Here is an 18,633-nt window from a genome sequence, read left to right as displayed (position 1 = left end):
GATTTTGCTTGATAGACACAGAAAAATTCGAATTAATGGGCGTCACATGTTGATCAAGCGCTGCGTTGACAGTTTCTTGTATCATATTATGGACAGGGAGGAACACATGTCTATCATCTCATTTCTGCGCGGCGGTGCCATCGCGCTCGCACTGACAGCCGGGGCGGCACAGGCCGCCGACTACACACTTCGCATCGGATCGGTTCAGGCCGAAGGTGACCCCGTTATCCTTGGGTTCGAGAAATTTAAGGAACTGGTCGAGGCCGGAACAGGCGGCGTTGTTGAAGTACAAGTTTTCGCAAATGGGGCACTGGGCAACACGCAAGATCTGATGGATCAGGCGCAGGCGGGGGCCAATGTCGCCTCCTTTACCGATGCTGCGCGACTGGCCGCCTTCACCCCCCAAATGGGGATCATCGGCGCGCCTTACGTCTTTGCGGACTATGCCGAGGCCGACAAGTTCACCTCGTCCGAAGTCTTTGACGGTTGGGCCACACAGTTGCAGCAGGACAGCGGTTTTGTGACGCTGGCCTTTAACTGGTATCAAGGTCCACGCTACTTGCTGACCAAAAAGCCGATCAATTCGCGCGCTGACATGGAAGGGGTTCGTATCCGCACACCGGGCGCGCCTGCATGGGTCGCAGCGGGTGAAGCACTTGGTGGCACCGTAACGCCGCTTGCCTGGGCGGAAATATATTCATCGCTGCAACTGGGTGCCATTGACGCCGCAGAGGCGCATCCGGCAGGCATCGTAGGTATGAAATTCTATGAGGTCGTCGATCATCTGACAAAAACGGCTCATATCCAACTCATCACCGGCATCGTCGTAGGTGACAGCTGGTGGGCCGAAGTTCCCGAAGAGCATCAAGTAGTCTTGCGGGAAGCTGCGATAGAGGCAGGGCGTTACATGTCTGGTCTGGTGAATGATCAGATCGAGGCGGACCTGAAAGTGATCGCGGACGGGGGCGTCGAAATCCATGAGATCGACACAACTGAATTCCGCGCCGCCGCCGCCGAGAAGATGGAAGGTCTTGGTCTGACTGATGCTTACAAACAAGTTCAGGCTGTTCTGGCCAAGTAAAACGACGTGCTATCAATGGGGGCGGCTTTTCGCCCCCTTTTGGGTTTGAGGGCATCAACATGGCGCTATACAAGGCGTTTCGCGCGGCAGAAGTATGGATAACCCTGGCGGTACTTTGTGCCGTATTATTGCTGATTTGCTGGGCCACTATCACACGTTACCTGGGCGTTCCCAACGTGTGGTCTATTGAGGTGACGCAAGCATTGTTCGCATGGCTTTGCCTGCTGAGCGCATCGGTTGCCTTCCGCAGCAACAGCCATTTCTCGGTGGATGTAATGGCCGGTTGGGTTGGACCAGAATACGAACGGCACCTGAATGTGTTTCGCTATGCGATTATTCTGGTGCTCCTCGCAGGCTTGTTCTGGGTGGCGCTGGACTATGTCGAACTGGCCAACCGCCGAAAGCTTCCTTTATCTGGTATCCGGTTTAGCTGGGTTGCTGCATCCTTTCCTGCGGCCTGCTTTCTGATGGGGCTGACCTGTCTGGAACGCATCTCTTCGGCACTTGGCAGGGACCCCAACACATGATCTTGCTTGGTGTTGCCCTGTTTTGTGTTGCCCTTTTGATCGGGCTGCCAATTTCATTCGCGCTTCTTCTTGCCAGTGTGCCGACCTTTCTGACGGGTGAATACCTGCCGGCCTCCATTGCTGTGCAAAAGATGGTGGGGTCCACGCAATCCTTCCCGCTTATGGCGATCCCGTTTTTTGTCGTCGCGGGCAACGTGATGACGGCGTCCGGTATCGCCGGACGGTTGGTTGAGTTCAGCCGTGTGCTGGTCGGCTGGCTTGCTGGAGGGCTTGCGCAGATTTCCATTGTGCTGAGCCTTCTGATGGGCGGTATCTCTGGTTCTGCGGTGGCAGACACTGCGATGCAGTCACGCCTGCTGGGCGGGCCGATGATTGCGCGTGGCTATGCGCCGGGTTACGCAGCAGCAGTTATTGCCTATTCATCCATCATAACGGCCACCATCCCCCCGTCTATTGGGCTCATCGTGTTTGGTTTCATTGCCAATGTCTCAATCGGACGGCTCTTGCTGGCGGGCATCATCCCGGGCGTAATCCTGACAGTCGCGTTGATGGCATGGACAGGCTATTCTGCGCGCCGTCGTGGCTACGTTGCAGAAGGTGAGCATCCCCCGAAACTACGAGAGGTCCTGCACGCAGGGCGTAAGGCAATCTGGGCCTTGCTGTTTCCACTGATCCTTGTGATCGGGTTCCGTTTTGGCTTTTTCACGGCCACGGAAGCCGGGGCCTTTGTCATCTTCTATGCCATAGTGGTTGGGTTTGTTTTTCATAAGGATTTAACGCTCGACGGGCTGAGAAAGGCGCTGGAACAATCGCTGTCGGATATCGGGATGATCATGCTTATCATCATCATGGCCGCAGTGCTGGGCCATGTCATTGTGCTGGAACAGGCACCGACCGCCGTGGCAAACGCGCTGGCCCATCTTACCGAGAGTCCGACCGGAACACTGTTGCTGGTTCTGGGCTTTCTGGTCATCGCCGGGGCCGTGATGGAGGCGACGGTGAATGTTTTATTGCTGACGCCGCTTTTTCTTCCGGTGTTGGCTGGGCAGGGTCATGACCCGATCCATTTCGGCGTTCTGATGGTCACGATCATCACCATGGGCGGAAATACACCGCCGATTGGCGTGGGGATGTTCACCGTTTGCGGGATGTTGAACGTGCCGCTGCGCGATTACGTGCGCGAGAGCCTTCCATTTTTTCTTGTCATGCTGGCCGTGTTCTTTCTTCTGGCGTTGCTGCCGGAGGTGATCCTGTGGCTGCCTAATATGGTGATGGGCTGATGCGGATTGTTGTTACAGGCGCGAATGGCGAAGTCGGGACCGGTCTTCGGCCATATCTGCGCGGAAATCACGAACTGGTGTTGGTGGCCCGTCAAGATCCGTCAGACCCGGCGCCGGGTGAAACCTGGCTGCGCGCAGATATCAATGATGCCCACAGCATGGCCCAAGCGATGAAGGGGGCAGACGCAGTTCTGCATCTGGCTGCGGCACATGGCTATGACATCTCGTTTGAGGACACGATCCAAGCGAATTACCGAGGCACCATTGCGGTCTATGATGCGGCCATTGCGGCTGGCGCAAAGCATTTGATCTTCGCCAGTACAAACCATGGCTGGGGCTTTCGCAAAGCGGCGGAGGCCCCTCTGAATGAGGTCGCCCAACCGGCGGCTGACGGGTGGTACGGCATTTCAAAGCTGTGGGGCGAAGCTGTTACAGGTTACTACGCCGAAGCCTACGGCGTGCACGGAACCTCGCTTCGGATTGGTCATATGAATGATCACGTCCCCTCGGTTCGGCAGGGTCGGATGTGGGTATCGTTTCGCGATTTTGCCAGCCTTCTTGATCTGCTCTTGGCCAAGCCCGCGCACGGCCATAGGGTTTTGTGGACGACCGCCAGTTGCGATGACCCGCTATTCGACAATTCCGCGGCACTTGCATTGGGATGGCAGCCGCAGGATGCACCGGCAGACAATATGCCATCGGATATTGTCCAAAATAACCCCGGTCCGCGCGATGATCTGGGGGGGCCGTTTGCCTCGACCAACCGCAAGGCAGGATCATGAAGATTACATCTATCGAGACCATTTTGCTGTCGATTCCCTTTGATGACGGTGGCGCTGCAGGGACTGGCATCACACCAACGGCCTGGGACAAGCTGGAAATGGCGCTGATCCGCATCGACACTGATGTAGGTTTGACGGGCTGGGGCGAAGGCTTTGGCTACTTTGTGACACCCGCAACAAAGGCGGTCATCGACCGTCTGATCGCCCCGGTGCTGGTCGGCTCTGAATTGGATAATCCGCAGGCCACGTGCGATATGTTACAACGCAAGCTGGCGCTGTTCGGGCGGCACGGCATCACCATGTTCGCCATTTCCGGTGTAGACATTGCACTGTGGGATTTGCACGCCAAAGCAGTCGGCAAGCCACTTAGTGAAATGCTGGGCGGTGCGGGGCGGCAGGCAATTCCGGCCTACGCAAGCCTTGTTCGATATGGTGCGCCCGATCTTGCCGCGCGTATGGCGATCAAAGCCGCAAGTGAAGGCTGGGACATCCTGAAACTGCATGAAATCGACATGCCCGCGATTGAGACCTGCTGTGATGCTGTACCAAACGCCCGCCTCATCGTTGACGTGAACTGCGCATGGTCACTTGAACAGGCTCGCGTCAACCTGCACCGGCTGGCCGAACGTGATGTCATGTGGCTTGAAGAACCAATTTTCCCGCCAGAGGATGCGACTGCCCTTGCGACGTTGAAGGGAACAGTGCCGATTGCGGCTGGCGAAAACCTGTGTACGGCATTTGGATTTAGCCCGCATCTGGCCGCCGGATCGATTGACCATCCCCAACCCTCCGTTACCAAAGTTGGTGGCATCACCGAGTTTCTGCGTGTGGCCAAGGCAGCCCGCGCCAGTGGTCTGACTCTTATGCCCCATTCGCCCTATTTCGGACCGGGCTGGCATGCCACGCTACACCTCGCGGCAGCTGATCCCGGCATCGCGCTTGTGGAGCAGCTTTGGGTCAAGCCCGAGGCGCTACCGGACCCTGCAACACCTCTCGGAAAAGATGGCGTTATCAAAGTGCCAAACAGTCTAGGCTTGGGGTTTGAGCCAGATATGGACATCATAGCCCGATACCGGATCTGAGCGTCATTATAGCGCTACGCTTGAACGCTGGGCACGAAACGGCCTTTCCTCATCATCTATCGAAAGCGGGCGTTCAAGCAATGTGTCTAAAGGTCGGTTTTGTCCGCGACCTGTGAGTTGCCCTGACAAACCTCGCTACGCGATGTTCGAATGGCCGAGTTTGAAGCCGCGCTGCGGCACGCCAGACTGAGCACTTGCGGAAATTTCCGCGCTGCGAGCGCATGCAGCAAAGAATAAAGACTTCCGTTGTGGGCTCTTTTGAGTCCTTCGCAGCGATCTGCGCGAATGACCGATGTTTAGTTTTTTTGATTTTGGGTCACTCCAGTGACGTGAAGGTCAAAGTCATCTGACGTTCGACATCACCAAACGCAAAACCCCCGCCGATCTCTCCGCGGGGGTTCTTAATTCTTATGTGGGCACTGCTCTCGCCGCATACGCGTCGCGTTAAAGCGCGACGTTTACCAATCTTCCCGAACTACAACCCGTGTTTTCACAGGTAGTTTCATCGCAGCCAGACGCAGGGCCTCGCGGGCGACGCTATCGGCAACGCCATCGATCTCGAACATCATGCGGCCCGGCTTCACTTTGCAGGCCCAGAAATCGACGGAACCTTTACCTTTACCCATCCGAACTTCGACAGGTTTCGAGGTCACCGGGGTGTCTGGGAAAATCCGGATCCAAACCCGGCCCTGACGTTTCATGTGACGGGTCATGGCACGACGTGCAGCCTCGATCTGGCGTGCAGTGACGCGCTCAGGCTCTGTCGCTTTCAGACCGTAGGAGCCGAAGTTCAGGGTAGAGCCACCTTTGGCCTCGCCCTTGATACGACCCTTATGGATCTTGCGAAATTTTGTACGCTTTGGTTGAAGCATTTGTCTTCTCCCTTAACGACGGCCGCCAGCGCCGCGCGGCGTTGGTCCGTCCTGGAGTTCCTGCGCACGACGATCCCGCGCGGCTGGATCATGTTCCATGATCTCGCCCTTGAAGATCCACGTCTTGATGCCAATGATGCCATAGGCAGTCATCGCTTCTGCATGCGCGTAATCAATATCGGCCCGCAACGTGTGCAGCGGCACACGGCCTTCGCGATACCACTCTGTCCGTGCAATCTCGGCACCGCCCAGACGACCCGCAACATTCACACGAATGCCCAAGGCCCCCATGCGCATGGCGTTTTGCACAGCGCGCTTCATAGCACGGCGGAAGGACACACGACGTTCCAGCTGTTGCGCGATACTTTCCCCCACAAGGGCTGCATCAAGCTCTGGCTTGCGAACTTCAACGATGTTCAAGTGCAATTCACTATCGGTGAAGTTTGCAACTTTACGACGCAGAGTTTCGATATCAGCGCCTTTTTTGCCGATGATTACACCCGGACGTGCCGTGTGGATCGTAACGCGGCACTTCTTGTGTGGACGCTCGATAATAACGCGGCTGATGCCTGCTTGCTTGCACTCATCTTTGATGAATTCACGGATTTTGATATCTTCCAGAAGAAGATCGCCGAAATCTTTGCTATCTGCATACCAGCGGCTGTCCCAGGTGCGATTGACCTGCAGGCGCATGCCGATTGGATTAACCTTCTGACCCATTAGGCTTGCTCCTCAACTTGGCGGACTTTGATCGTCAGTTCCGAGAATGGCTTGACGATTTTGCCGAACCGTCCACGAGCCCGCGGGCGACCGCGTTTCATTGTCAGGTTCTTGCCGACATAGGCCTCAGCCACAATCAGCTCATCCACATCAAGGTTATGGTTGTTTTCTGCATTGGCAATTGCGGATTGAAGACATTTCTTCACATCATCCGAGATCCGTTTTTTCGAGAAGGTGAGGTCGGCCAAAGCCTTGTCCACTTTCTTTCCACGGATCAGTTGCGCAACCAGATTCAGTTTCTGCGGGGAAGTGCGAAGCATACGCAGTTTTGCCATAGCTTCGTTATCTGCCACGCGGCGGGGATTCTTGTCCTTGCCCATGACTTACTTCCTTTTCGCTTTTTTATCAGCCGCATGACCGTAATAAGTCCGCGTTGGGCTGTATTCACCGAATTTCTGACCGATCATATCTTCGGACACATTTACCGGGATATGTTTACGGCCATTGTAGACGCCAAAAGTAAGACCTACGAATTGCGGCAAGATTGTAGAGCGGCGCGACCAGATCTTGATAACCTCGTTACGTCCGGATTCCTTGGAGGCTTCGGCCTTCTTGAGCACATAGGCGTCAACGAACGGGCCTTTCCATACTGAGCGAGACATAATCTAGCGCCCCTTCTTCTTAGCGTGACGCGAGCGGATGATCAGCTTCTGCGACGCTTTGTTCTTGTTCCGGGTGCGGGCACCCTTGGTGGGCTTGCCCCAAGGCGAAACCGGGTGACGACCACCAGATGTCCGGCCTTCACCACCACCATGGGGGTGATCTACCGGGTTCATAACCACACCACGTACAGAGGGGCGGATGCCCTTGTGGCGGTTGCGACCGGCTTTCCCGAAATTCTGGTTCGAATTGTCTGGGTTCGACACGGCACCCACGGTGCACATGCATTCCTGACGGACCAGCCGCAGCTCGCCCGAGGACAGGCGGATCTGAGCGTAGCCACCGTCACGACCAACGAACTGGGCGTATGTGCCAGCGGCGCGTGCGATCTGACCGCCTTTGCCGGGCTTGAGTTCGATGTTGTGAACGATTGTCCCGATGGGCAGGCCCGAGAACGGCATCGCATTGCCTGGCTTCACGTCAGCCTTGGCAGATGCCACAACCTTGTCACCAACGCCAAGGCGTTGAGGCGCGAGGATATAGGCCTGCTCACCATCTTCATATTTCACCAGTGCGATAAACGCAGTCCGGTTCGGGTCATATTCAATACGCTCGACGGTCGCTGTGACGTCCATCTTGGTGCGCTTGAAATCAACGATACGGTAAAGACGCTTCGCGCCCCCACCTTTGCGACGCATCGTGATCCGTCCGGTGTTGTTCCGTCCGCCATTCTTCGTAAGACCTTCCGTGAGGGCCTTAACAGGGCGACCTTTCCAAAGCTCCGAACGGTCGATCAGAACCAACCCACGTTGGCCTGGCGTCGTCGGCTTATACGACTTGAGTGCCATGCTTTCTGTCTTCCGTTAGCTATGCGGCGAGACGTTGCCCGCCTATGTAGAGTATAGGGCCCCAAAGGTCCCCGGTTTGATGTTCCTGAGAACAACAGCGAAGCCCCGGACGAATCCGGGGCCTATACCGATGAGGGTGTTTAGGAGAGGTGGCGGTGAGGGTCAAGGGGGTGCCCCAAACTGAAAAGCCTACTTAACCTGAAAAATCGACAGACAGGCTGCCGATTGATATTATTCCAGTGGGGACAGCATATACCCCACAAATATTAATTAATTTTTTGAGAGGCACTTATGGGTTGGAGAGGGACAATGCGCTCCGTTGCAGCAGCGGCACGGCGCATGGAAAAAGAGGCCGAAAGGCGACATAAACAGACCGTGAAACAGCAGATCGCAGCAGACGCAGCAGACGCCGTCGCAAATTGGGAAAACTACATAGAAGAATTATTATCTGTGCACGTCAGTCAAACCGCCAGAATCGATTGGCATCAAATACTCGTGGAACAGAAACCAAAAAAACCAACGAAACAAAGTCATAACTATTACGCCGCCCTTGCTAAGTTAAGTGCGTTCAAGCCCAATCTGTTTGATAAACTGCTCGGCAACTCAGTGCAGAAAATGGCCCGGTTGGAGAACGAATTGGAGACAGCCAAAGCTAAGGACGAGCGAAAATATCAAAAGGCGTTAGACGCATATGATATCACGTTAACTGAATACGACTCAGATCGCGCGCTGGCAGAACGACTAATCGCCGGTGATCACAACGCGATTCAAGAAGTCGTCAAAGAGATGCAAACACTTTCCAAAACTGATCTAATCGGGTCGACAGTCGAATTCATGATTGCCGACAATTATGTTCATGCGCGTCCGATGGTGCACTCGGATGAAATCATCCCGAATTTCCGCCGGAAACAACTTGCAAGTGGGAAATTATCTGAGTCGAAGATGCCTGTAGGTCAGTTCAACAAGCTATATCAAGATTATGTGTCGAGCGTAGCGCTAAAAGTGGCTGGGGATCTTTTTCAAATCCTTCCAATGGATGAGGTTTATGTGACATGCATGTCCAAAATGCTTAATTCCGCAACAGGCCACAAAGAGGCTACTGCAATACTATCGACACAATTCGTCAGGAGTACGTTTTCCCATCTTAACTTGGCTAACGTCGATCCTTCAAACTCCCTAAAAAATTTCAATCATGCAATGAAGTTCAATCGCACAAAGGGTTTCTCGCCAATCGAACCACTAGGACGAGATGCTGAAATAGATACTCGAACTTGAATTAACAACGAAATGCAGCCAGACCCGGGGGGCGATCTAACGGGCATTCATATCTCCTTTATGCCCGCCATTCACATCTTGCATACAAGCAACTCACCAAACCCAACCTGATCGCCAACCCGTCAAACCGTAGGTTTGCCTCCGGCAAAACGGGCAGTCTGGCGATGCGCGGCGCCTGGCCTGCGGCTTGATTTCGCGCCGGGGCTTCAAAACCACCCGTTAACCTTTCCCCACCGCACGCACCGTTAACCCCGTCAATTGGCATACAGGTGTCATACGGAAGTCCGACAAATGTCCGACGCAAATCCGACCGCGATTTTCCCAGCAAAATAAGCGTTAACCCCTGAGCCGCAGCCGAATTGAGATTTCCCGCCTTTTGACACCGCACGCACCGTTAACCCTTCCAAAGAAAAACCCCGACCGCTTACGCCGCCGGGGTTTCCAAATGTTGTACCGTGCAGGTCTCCCCGCACCCGGGGGATCACAGACCAGTAGACACGTCGATCGTATTGCCCTCTTCGAGGGTCACATATGCCTTCTTAACATCCTTGCGCTTGCCGAGTTGACCCCGGAACCGCTTGGACTTGCCTTTGGTGATCGTCGTGTTGACCGCTTTCACCTTCACACCAAAGAGGTTCTCAACCGCCTCTTTGATCATCGGTTTATTCGCATCGATTGCCACCTCGAACACAACTGCATTGGCTTCAGACGCCATAGTTGCTTTCTCGGTAATGATCGGCTTGCGGATCACGTCGTAATGTTCAGCCTTCGTGCTCATTTCAGACGAGCCTCCAGTGCTTCGAGACCAGCTTTGGTGATTACCAAAGTGTCGCGTTTCAGGATGTCATAGACGTTCGCGCCCTGACTTGGCAGAATGTCCAGACCAGCGATATTGCGTGCGGCTTGAGCGAAGTCAGTATTCACCTCAACCCCATCAATGATCAAAGCGCGCTTCCAGCCCAATTCTTTGACCTGCGCGGCCAGAGCTTTGGTTTTCACGTCTTTGATCGCGATGTCGTCCAGAATGACCAACTCACCCGCTGTTGCTTTCGCAGAAAGCGCGTGCATCAGGCCCAGCTTGCGGACCTTCTTGGGCAGGTCATGGCCGTGGCTGCGCGGGGTCGGGCCTTTGTATACACCACCACCGCGGAAGATCGGCGCAGACCGTGCGCCGTGACGTGCGCCGCCGGTGCCCTTCTGACGATAGATCTTCTTGGTCGAATAGCTCACCTCAGAACGTGTCTTGACCTTGTGGGTGCCAGCTTGCGCGTTGTTACGCTGCCAGCGGACCACCCGGTGCAGAATGTCCGCACGTGGCTCCAGGCCGAAGATGGCGTCAGGCAGCTCAACCGAGCCAGCTTTCTTGCCATCAAGTTTGATTGCATCAGCTTTCATCGGACGCATCTCCTTCTGGGGCGGCATCTTCCGCCGGTGCCTCATTTGCAGCTTCAGCTTCTGCAGCTTCAAGCGCTGCTTGTTCTGCCTCGGCAGCAGCTTGTGCAGCGGCTTCGGCTTCCGCAGCGGCAGCAGCAGCAGCTTCTTCAGCGGCTTTCGCAGCTTCCTTGGCAGCAGACGCCAGACCAGCAGGGTAGATTACATTTTCGGACAATGGTTTTTTCACCGCGTCCTTCACCGTAACCCAACCACCTTTGGAACCGGGAACCGCGCCTTTGATCATGATCAAGCCGCGTTCCACATCAGTTTTCACAACCTGAAGGTTTTGCGTGGTAACACGGGCAGCGCCCATATGACCGGCCATCTTCTTGCCTTTAAACACCTTGCCCGGATCCTGACACTGGCCTGTGGAACCGTGCGAACGGTGGCTGATCGAGACACCATGCGTCGCGCGCAACCCGCCAAAGTTGTGCCGCTTCATGGCGCCGGCAAAACCTTTACCAATTGACGTGCCAGCAACATCCACGAACTGACCTTCAAAATAATGGGCCGCGATGATTTCTTCGCCAACAGGGATAAGATTTTCCTCAGCAACGCGGAATTCCGCAATCTTGCGTTTGGGTTCAACCTTTGCTGTCGCAAAATGACCGCGCATCGCTTTTGATGTGCGTTTCGCTTTCGCCGTGCCTGCGCCAAGCTGAACGGCGGTATAACCGTCCTTCTCTTGCGTGCGTTGAGCCACGACTTCAAGTTTATCCAGTTGAAGAACCGTCACAGGAACCTGCTTACCGTCTTCCATAAAAAGGCGGGTCATACCGACCTTTTTTGCAATTACACCAGAGCGCAACATTGTCAGCCGCCCTCCTTAAACAGAAATCTGGACGTCAACACCGGCCGCCAGGTCGAGCTTCATCAGCGCGTCCACAGTTTGGGGTGTTGGGTCGATGATGTCCAAAAGACGCTTATGTGTGCGAATCTCGAACTGATCACGGGATTTCTTGTCCACGTGGGGACCACGTAGAACAGTGAATTTCTCGATCTTGTTTGGCAGAGGGATCGGTCCACGCACATCAGCGCCTGTGCGCTTTGCGGTATTCACGATTTCCTGTGTGCTTGCATCCAAGACACGGTAATCAAACGCCTTGAGGCGAATGCGAATATTTTGGCTTTGTGCCATCTCAGTGTTCCCTTGTTTCGGGATTTGAACGGAGAGGAGGAGCGTCGCTTATCGACCCCCCTCATCGCGTCTATATTTGTTGTTTGGACGGGGACACGATTTTTCGCAGAAAAATCACCCATCCAAGGCAGTCCCAGGAACCACTAATGGTCCCTGAGTTTCGTAGGGCGTGTTTCAAATTACTCCGTAATCTTGGAAACAACCCCTGCGCCCACGGTGCGGCCGCCTTCACGGATCGCGAAGCGCAGGCCTTGCTCCATCGCAATCGGCGCGATCAGCTCGACATTGAACTTCAGGTTGTCGCCAGGCATCACCATCTCGGTGCCGCTTGGCAGCTCAACCGTGCCCGTCACATCCGTGGTCCGGAAGTAGAATTGAGGGCGGTAGTTGGCAAAGAACGGCGTATGACGGCCACCTTCTTCTTTCGTCAGGATGTAGGCCTCGGCCTCAAACTTCGTGTGCGGCTTCACAGAGCCCGGCTTACACAGAACCTGCCCACGCTCAACGCCCTCACGGTCAATACCACGAAGAAGCGCGCCGATATTATCGCCGGCTTCACCACGGTCCAACAGCTTGCGGAACATCTCAACACCTGTGCAGGTCGTCTTCGACGTGTCGCGGATACCCACGATCTCGATCTCGTCGCCCACATTGATCACGCCACGCTCGACGCGGCCCGTCACAACAGTCCCACGACCGGAAATCGAGAACACGTCCTCGATCGGCATCAGGAACGGCTGGTCCACAGCGCGCTCGGGCGTGTCGATATACTCATCCACAGCGGCCATCAGCTCTTTGATCTTCTCTTCACCAATCTCAGGCTTGTTGCCTTCCATCGCCGCCAAAGCGGAGCCCGCAATGATCGGGATATCGTCGCCTGGATAATCGTAGCTGGACAGCAGCTCGCGGATTTCCATTTCCACCAGCTCCAGAAGCTCTTCGTCGTCAACCTGGTCCACCTTGTTCATGAACACGACCATCTTCGGGATGCCAACCTGGCGGCCCAGCAAGATGTGCTCACGAGTCTGAGGCATCGGGCCATCAGCGGCATTCACCACGAGGATCGCGCCATCCATCTGAGCCGCACCGGTGATCATGTTTTTCACATAGTCGGCGTGGCCGGGGCAGTCCACATGCGCATAGTGACGCGCGTCGGTCTCGTATTCCACATGCGCCGTCGAGATCGTGATCCCGCGCGCTTTCTCTTCAGGCGCACCGTCAATCTGGTCATAGGCCTTGAAGTCGCCAAAATACTTCGTAATCGCAGCCGTCAGAGTCGTCTTGCCATGGTCAACATGACCAATCGTGCCAATGTTAACATGCGGTTTATTACGTTCAAACTTTTCCTTAGCCATGATGGCCTCCTTGCTATTGGGTGCCGGGCTGAAGTCCGGCTTACGGGTTGGGGCGGGCGGTGAAATCCGCCCCGCCGTTTATGCGAACTTTGCTTGGATCTCATCCGATATGTTGCTTGGTACCGGTTCGTAATGGTCGAACTGCATCGTAAAGTTTGCGCGACCAGATGACATGGACCGCAAAGTGTTGATGTAGCCGAACATATTGGCCAGAGGCACAAAGGCGTCGATGGCAATTGCATTGCCGCGCGAGTCCTGACCCTGAACCTGACCACGACGGGATGTCAGATCGCCAATGATACCGCCAGTATATTCATCCGGCGTAATGACCTCGACCTTCATGATCGGCTCAAGCAACTTGGCACCAGCTTTGCGCATACCTTCGCGCATCGCCATACGGGCCGCGATCTCAAACGCCAGAACGCTGGAGTCCACATCGTGGAACTTGCCGTCGATCAGAGCAACCTTGAAGTCAATCACCGGGAAGCCAGCCAGCGGGCCGCTGTCCATCACCGAATTGATACCCTTTTCAACACCAGGAATATATTCCTTCGGCACGGACCCACCGACAATGCGAGATTCAAACGAATACCCTTCGCCGGGTTCTGTTGGGCTGATGATCATCTTCACTTCAGCAAACTGACCAGAACCACCTGATTGCTTCTTATGCGTATAAGTGTGCTCGACCTCATGACCGATAGTTTCACGATAAGCCACTTGTGGCGCACCGATATTGGCTTCCACTTTAAACTCACGCTTCAGACGATCCACGAGGATGTCGAGGTGAAGTTCGCCCATACCCTTCATGATAGTCTGGCCGCTTTCTAGGTCAGTTTCCACACGGAAGGACGGGTCTTCGGCAGCCAAACGCTGCAAGCCTTGCGACATTTTCTCTTGGTCATTCTTTGTCTTTGGCTCTACCGCAATCTCGATCACAGGATCAGGGAAGGTCATCGTTTCAAGTACGACGGGGTCTTTCTCATCACACAGTGTATCACCAGTTGTGGTGTCTTTCAGACCTGCAAGCGCGATAATATCGCCCGCAAATGCCTCTTCGATTTCTTCGCGGTTGATGGAGTGCATCATCATCATCCGACCAACACGCTCTTTCTTGCCCTTGGTCGAGTTCAGCATGGAGCCGCCCTTGTTCAAGGTGCCAGAATAAATGCGCGTAAAGGTCAGAGACCCAACAAATGGGTCATTCATGATTTTGAACGCCAGACCAGAAAACGCCATATTGTCGTCGGCACGACGTGGAATATCGCGTGTTTCTGTCTCGTCGCCAGGCTTGAAGCCCATGTAGTCGACCACGTCCAGCGGGCTGGGCAGATAGTCGATCACGGCGTTGAGCAGTGGCTGAACACCTTTGTTCTTGAACGCGGAGCCTCCCAGAACGGGCACAAACGCCATCTCAAGTGTACCCTTGCGGAGCAATTTGCGCAGGGTTGCAACGTCAGGTTCATTACCTTCAAGATATTCCATCATTGCGTCGTCGTCCATTTCGACGGCCGCTTCGATCATCTTGCCGCGCCATTCTTCAGCCATATCTTTCAGGCTGTCGCGGATCGGCGCTTTGACCCAAGATGCGCCAAGGTCTTCACCCTGCCATAGCCATTCTTCCATGGTCACAAGGTCAATCAGACCTTCCAGCTCGGTCTCTGCGCCAATTGGAATACCCACAGGCACAGCAGTCGCACCGGTGCGATCTTCGATCATATTGACGCAGTTAAAGAAGTCCGCGCCGATCTTGTCCATTTTGTTGACGAAAACAATGCGTGGAACTTTGTAGCGGTCAGCCTGACGCCATACGGTTTCAGTTTGCGGCTCAACACCGGCATTGGCATCAAGAACACAAACAGCCCCATCAAGAACCGCCAGAGAACGCTCAACTTCAATGGTGAAGTCCACGTGGCCGGGGGTGTCGATGATGTTCAGGCGGTGCTTTGGCGTGTCAGCGGTCTGGCCATCTTCGGTGCGTTCCCAGAAGGTGGTGGTCGCAGCCGAGGTGATAGTGATCCCGCGTTCCTGTTCCTGCTCCATCCAGTCCATGGTGGCCGCGCCATCATGCACTTCGCCAATATTGTGGGATTTACCCGTGTAATACAGAATCCGCTCCGAGCAGGTTGTCTTGCCTGCGTCGATGTGAGCCATGATCCCAAAGTTGCGATACAGGTCGAGGGGATATTCGCGTGCCATTGGTCTGCTCTTTCCTCAGAATTACCAGCGGTAATGGCTGAACGCTTTGTTCGCGTCGGCCATTTTGTGAGTGTCTTCGCGCTTTTTGACGGCTGCGCCACGGGAATTAACCGCGTCCATCAGCTCACCAGCCAGGCGTTCTTCCATTGTATTTTCGTTGCGCGAACGGGCCGCTTTGATCAACCAGCGGATCGCCAGTGCTTCGCGACGCTCAGGGCGCACTTCAACAGGCACCTGGTAAGTCGCACCACCAACACGGCGCGAGCGCACTTCGACAGATGGTTTGATCAACTCAAGCGCTTCGTGGAACACCTCCACAGGTGCTTTCTTCAGCTTGTCTTCAACGCGATCAAAAGCGTTGTATACGATGCGTTCGGCGGCGGATTTCTTGCCATCGATCATAAGGTTGTTCATGAATTTTGTCAGGACCTTATCGCCAAATTTGGCGTCGGGCAGGACTTCGCGTTTTTCTGCGGCGTGACGACGTGACATCTATGCTTTCCCTTACTTCGGACGCTTCGCGCCGTATTTCGAACGACGCTGCTTACGGTCTTTGACGCCCTGCGTATCCAGGACACCGCGCAGGATATGATACCGCACACCGGGAAGGTCTTTTACGCGGCCGCCACGGATCAGAACAACAGAGTGTTCCTGAAGATTGTGGCTTTCACCGGGAATGTAGCTGATCACCTCAAAGCCATTGGTCAGCCGCACCTTGGCAACCTTCCGCATGGCCGAGTTCGGCTTCTTCGGTGTCGTTGTATAAACACGGGTGCATACGCCACGCTTTTGCGGGCACTGTTCCAAGTGCTGCGACTTGGAAACTTTACGTTTTGGCTGACGCGGTTTGCGTATCAGCTGTTGGATCGTCGGCATTGAGGACTTTCCCCTTCGTTGCAACTTCATATGGGGCGCGCGTCCCCGTTTCATTTTTCTTGCGTCTCACGCGTCCGCAAAACACAAAGACCCGCAACGGTTTACCCTACCTGGGATCCGCGCGGTGGAATTTCAGAGGATCGGGGCGATATTGGCCCGGATCGTGACCACTTCAAATTTTGAACATCAAGGTAAGATAACCTACCTGAGTGCGCGCGTAATAGGAGGAGTCGCAGGAGGTGTCAACAGCCGTTGCGGTCAAGACATCATTAGATTGAGATACAAACGTCGAAGGCGCTTCCTGCGATACATCTCGTTTGTATTACACCAGCCAAGGCAATGCTGTGAGTGGATTATCATAACGTCCTAGAAAACGGAGGCTGTTATGGTGAAGCACTATATGCTAAAAGCGCCTCCTAATCTCATGGATAAGACTGAACTTCGCAGCAGATGTTGATATGGTACTAAGAACTTTCCAGGCGCTGAGTAACAGTGCGTTTGAAATCGCGGCAGACTCACCCTCGGGCACGCCGGGCGGTCCAATACTTAACAACGCCAATAATGCCGACGGTACAATTTTTGTCTTTCAAGGCGGCGGGCGCCAAAACGTAACGCTTGATGATACAGCTGGTGATCCCGATATTTTCGAGGATGGCCAAGCTGCGGGGCATACTATCACCGATGGGGCTGGGTTAGTTGCAAATGGAAATTCTGTCGAATCCGAGTCTGTCATATTCATCCGCGAACTTGATGATGCTGGGAATGAAATCGGCGATCCAATCCGGCTTACGATATTTTCGCAAAATGGTGATTTCACCGATGTCTGGGGCTTTGCAGCGGATGATTTTCTAAAACCTGGTGTCAGATACGTAAAAACAAGTGGGTCGAATGCGGGCGGCTCGAGCTACGACGATTTCGTACCATGCTTTGCTGCGGGTACATCCATCCGAACGGTCGGTGGCTTCACTGTCGTTGAGGATATTAAAGTCGGTGATGAAATTTGGACGAGAGACGGCGGCATGGCTGTTGTCCGCTGGGTTGGATCAAAGTCTGTTGCCGCAGAGGGAAATCTTGCCCCGATTGAATTTGCTACAGGTATTCTAGGGAACTCCGCACCTTTGACGGTTTCGCCACAGCACCGAATGCTGGTTGGCGGCGCAGGGTCAGAGCTTTTGTTCTCTGCTGAAAGCGTTCTGATCCCAGCCAAACATCTTGTGGGGCTTGAAGGCGTTACACGCAAAACCGGCGGCAACGTCGAATATTACCATATTATGTTTGACCGGCATGAGATCATCGAAGCAAATGGAGCCCTAAGTGAAAGCTTCTTTGCAGGAGATATGGCGATCAGTGCGCTTGATGGTGCCACCCGCAAGGAACTTATGGAATTATTTCCCGATATCAGCACAACGGATCACCAGACAGCTCTGCCATGTTTAACGGCCTCAGATGCATCGGTCATGCGGGATTACATGGCGAAAACCAGTTAAGCAGATAGAATATCAATGGGGCTGGTCCGGCTTTGCCGCGCCAGCCCTTCGTTCGCGGTAGAGCGTGAATGCGCCGGTTCCCACAACGATTGCCGACCCAACTAAAGTCAAGGCTTCCGGCCATTCTTTGAAGATGGCCACCCCAAGGATCAGCGCAACCAACAAGCTGGAATAGCGAAACGGAGCGACAAACCCGATCTCGCCAACACGCATGGCTGCTACGCTGAAGATATACCCGCCAATTACGAAGACAGTTGCCCCGCCAAGTTGTAGCGCAGCTGGCAAGCTGATCGGCTGCCAGTCCACGATAAACAAGCCAATACCAGACAATAAAGTCACCCCAATTCCCGCTGACATAGCGACAAGGATCGTCGGCACATCCTGCGACATACGCCGCGCAGCAAGGTCGCGCACTGTCACACAGGCTACTGCGGCAAGCGCATAAAGCGAGTAAACCGTAAAACCCTCACCTCCCGGTCGTATGATCAACATAACACCCACAAAGCCGATGAAGATCGCTATAAGCCTACGCCAACCAACAATCTCACCTAGAAATAGGGCAGCAGCCAACGTAACGGTCAGAGGCAGTGCCTGAATAATGGCTGTTACATTCGCCAATGGCATATTGAACAAAGCTGTTATGAAAAAATACGCTGCGCCAACTTCAACCGCTGTACGCAACAGGACAAGTTTCTTGTCCCGGCTGGAAATGCGTATCCGGAACAACCCTTGTAACAAGGCCAACGCAAAAAGGAACAAAACAACCCCGACAGAGCGGATGAATAACGCCTGAAACAGCGGCAATTCGTCGGACAGAGCCTTCATACAGGCATCATTGACCGTAAAGGCCGTCATCGATCCCAACATGAAGATCGCGCCGCGTGCATTATCTGTCAAAAGCTTCATACGCCTTCGCAATATCAGCCAGTTTACAGACAAACCAGTGCCATAAAATTATCGGGCCCAGATCACAGTTCTGACGCTGTTTCGTGGAAACTTCAGATCATGGAATAAACGGAT

The 18,633-nt window shown here is 54.3% G+C and carries 21 protein-coding genes; 7 read left to right on the top strand and 14 right to left on the bottom strand.

Annotation, left to right across the window (positions count from 1 at the left end):
• The first annotated feature begins 106 nt into the window (after positions 1-106).
• From ACZ1HF_RS16670 to ACZ1HF_RS16650, 5 genes are read left to right on the top strand one after another with little or no spacing between them, the layout of a single operon-like run.
• Positions 107-1,081 carry a C4-dicarboxylate TRAP transporter substrate-binding protein gene (locus ACZ1HF_RS16670; protein WP_472658562.1) on the top strand — a complete coding sequence of 325 codons (975 nt, stop codon included), beginning with the start codon at positions 107-109 and terminating at the stop codon, positions 1,079-1,081.
• 59 nt (positions 1,082-1,140) lie between these two features.
• Positions 1,141-1,608: a TRAP transporter small permease gene (locus tag ACZ1HF_RS16665; protein WP_472658561.1), complete on the top strand. Its 468-nt coding sequence runs from the start codon at positions 1,141-1,143 to the stop codon at positions 1,606-1,608.
• Positions 1,605-2,888, top strand: a complete 1,284-nt coding sequence (locus ACZ1HF_RS16660; RefSeq protein ID WP_472658560.1) for a TRAP transporter large permease — start codon at positions 1,605-1,607, stop codon at positions 2,886-2,888. The genes ACZ1HF_RS16665 and ACZ1HF_RS16660 overlap by 4 nt, the downstream gene beginning before the upstream one ends.
• The gene (locus tag ACZ1HF_RS16655; RefSeq protein WP_472658559.1) at positions 2,888-3,670 is read left to right on the top strand and encodes an NAD-dependent epimerase/dehydratase family protein; all 783 of its coding nucleotides are present in this window, start codon (positions 2,888-2,890) and stop codon (positions 3,668-3,670) included. The genes ACZ1HF_RS16660 and ACZ1HF_RS16655 overlap by 1 nt, the downstream gene beginning before the upstream one ends.
• On the top strand, positions 3,667-4,752 hold the full coding sequence (locus ACZ1HF_RS16650) for a mandelate racemase/muconate lactonizing enzyme family protein (protein ID WP_472658558.1): 1,086 nt from the start codon (positions 3,667-3,669) through the stop codon (positions 4,750-4,752). Before ACZ1HF_RS16655 ends, ACZ1HF_RS16650 begins: the two co-directional genes overlap by 4 nt.
• Before the next feature lie 458 nt (positions 4,753-5,210).
• On the opposite strand, the gene rplP is transcribed toward ACZ1HF_RS16650, so the two are convergent.
• Genes rplP through rplB form a run of 5 tightly spaced genes read right to left on the bottom strand, consistent with a single transcriptional unit; the run spans position 5,211 to position 7,852 of the window.
• On the bottom strand, positions 5,211-5,624 hold the full coding sequence (gene rplP / locus ACZ1HF_RS16645; protein ID WP_472658557.1) for a 50S ribosomal protein L16: 414 nt from the start codon (positions 5,622-5,624) through the stop codon (positions 5,211-5,213).
• Positions 5,625-5,636: 12 nt separating this feature from the next.
• Positions 5,637-6,344 carry a 30S ribosomal protein S3 gene (rpsC, locus tag ACZ1HF_RS16640; RefSeq protein ID WP_472658556.1) on the bottom strand — a complete coding sequence of 236 codons (708 nt, stop codon included), beginning with the start codon at positions 6,342-6,344 and terminating at the stop codon, positions 5,637-5,639.
• A complete protein-coding gene (gene rplV, locus ACZ1HF_RS16635) occupies positions 6,344-6,724 on the bottom strand; it encodes a 50S ribosomal protein L22 (protein ID WP_472658555.1) in 381 nt (126 codons plus the stop codon). Before rplV ends, rpsC begins: the two co-directional genes overlap by 1 nt.
• A gap of 3 nt (positions 6,725-6,727) precedes the next feature.
• Entirely contained in the window at positions 6,728-7,006 is a 279-nt protein-coding gene (gene rpsS, locus ACZ1HF_RS16630) for a 30S ribosomal protein S19 (protein ID WP_472658554.1), read from the bottom strand.
• 3 nt (positions 7,007-7,009) lie between these two features.
• Complete coding sequence (rplB, locus tag ACZ1HF_RS16625; protein ID WP_472658553.1) at positions 7,010-7,852, bottom strand: 50S ribosomal protein L2; 843 nt, start codon at positions 7,850-7,852, stop codon at positions 7,010-7,012.
• Positions 7,853-8,161: 309 nt separating this feature from the next.
• Between rplB and ACZ1HF_RS16620 the strand changes: the two genes are divergently transcribed.
• A complete protein-coding gene (locus ACZ1HF_RS16620; protein WP_472658552.1) occupies positions 8,162-9,127 on the top strand; it encodes a hypothetical protein in 966 nt (321 codons plus the stop codon).
• A gap of 481 nt (positions 9,128-9,608) precedes the next feature.
• On the opposite strand, the gene ACZ1HF_RS16615 is transcribed toward ACZ1HF_RS16620, so the two are convergent.
• The 8 genes from ACZ1HF_RS16615 to rpsL all read right to left on the bottom strand — a co-directional run bounded on the left by ACZ1HF_RS16615 (position 9,609) and on the right by rpsL (position 16,126).
• Positions 9,609-9,905, bottom strand: a complete 297-nt coding sequence (locus tag ACZ1HF_RS16615) for a 50S ribosomal protein L23 (RefSeq protein ID WP_472658551.1) — start codon at positions 9,903-9,905, stop codon at positions 9,609-9,611.
• Entirely contained in the window at positions 9,902-10,522 is a 621-nt protein-coding gene (gene rplD, locus ACZ1HF_RS16610) for a 50S ribosomal protein L4 (protein ID WP_472658550.1), read from the bottom strand. The genes ACZ1HF_RS16615 and rplD overlap by 4 nt, the downstream gene beginning before the upstream one ends.
• A complete protein-coding gene (gene rplC, locus ACZ1HF_RS16605) occupies positions 10,512-11,372 on the bottom strand; it encodes a 50S ribosomal protein L3 (RefSeq protein ID WP_472658549.1) in 861 nt (286 codons plus the stop codon). Before rplC ends, rplD begins: the two co-directional genes overlap by 11 nt.
• 15 nt (positions 11,373-11,387) lie before the next feature.
• Positions 11,388-11,699, bottom strand: a complete 312-nt coding sequence (gene rpsJ / locus ACZ1HF_RS16600; RefSeq protein ID WP_472658548.1) for a 30S ribosomal protein S10 — start codon at positions 11,697-11,699, stop codon at positions 11,388-11,390.
• Positions 11,700-11,878: 179 nt separating this feature from the next.
• Entirely contained in the window at positions 11,879-13,054 is a 1,176-nt protein-coding gene (gene tuf / locus ACZ1HF_RS16595) for an elongation factor Tu (RefSeq protein ID WP_472658530.1), read from the bottom strand.
• A gap of 78 nt (positions 13,055-13,132) precedes the next feature.
• Positions 13,133-15,250 carry an elongation factor G gene (gene fusA / locus ACZ1HF_RS16590; protein WP_472658547.1) on the bottom strand — a complete coding sequence of 706 codons (2,118 nt, stop codon included), beginning with the start codon at positions 15,248-15,250 and terminating at the stop codon, positions 13,133-13,135.
• 21 nt (positions 15,251-15,271) lie between these two features.
• On the bottom strand, positions 15,272-15,742 hold the full coding sequence (gene rpsG, locus ACZ1HF_RS16585; protein ID WP_472658546.1) for a 30S ribosomal protein S7: 471 nt from the start codon (positions 15,740-15,742) through the stop codon (positions 15,272-15,274).
• Between the two features lie 12 nt (positions 15,743-15,754).
• Positions 15,755-16,126 (bottom strand): 30S ribosomal protein S12, encoded by a 372-nt coding sequence (rpsL, locus tag ACZ1HF_RS16580; protein WP_008204009.1) that lies wholly within the window; start codon positions 16,124-16,126, stop codon positions 15,755-15,757.
• A gap of 458 nt (positions 16,127-16,584) precedes the next feature.
• On the opposite strand from rpsL, the gene ACZ1HF_RS16575 reads away from it, so the two are divergent.
• The gene (locus ACZ1HF_RS16575; protein WP_472658545.1) at positions 16,585-17,613 is read left to right on the top strand and encodes a Hint domain-containing protein; all 1,029 of its coding nucleotides are present in this window, start codon (positions 16,585-16,587) and stop codon (positions 17,611-17,613) included.
• Between the two features lie 12 nt (positions 17,614-17,625).
• On the opposite strand, the gene ACZ1HF_RS16570 is transcribed toward ACZ1HF_RS16575, so the two are convergent.
• Complete coding sequence (locus ACZ1HF_RS16570) at positions 17,626-18,519, bottom strand: DMT family transporter (RefSeq protein ID WP_472658544.1); 894 nt, start codon at positions 18,517-18,519, stop codon at positions 17,626-17,628.
• Between the last annotated feature and the right edge of the window lie 114 nt (positions 18,520-18,633).

The sequence above is a fragment of the Litoreibacter sp. GN1-5 genome, from assembly GCF_055693805.1.
The sequence above is the reverse complement of the archived record's forward strand: the minus strand, read 5'-3'. Positions and strand labels throughout refer to the sequence as shown.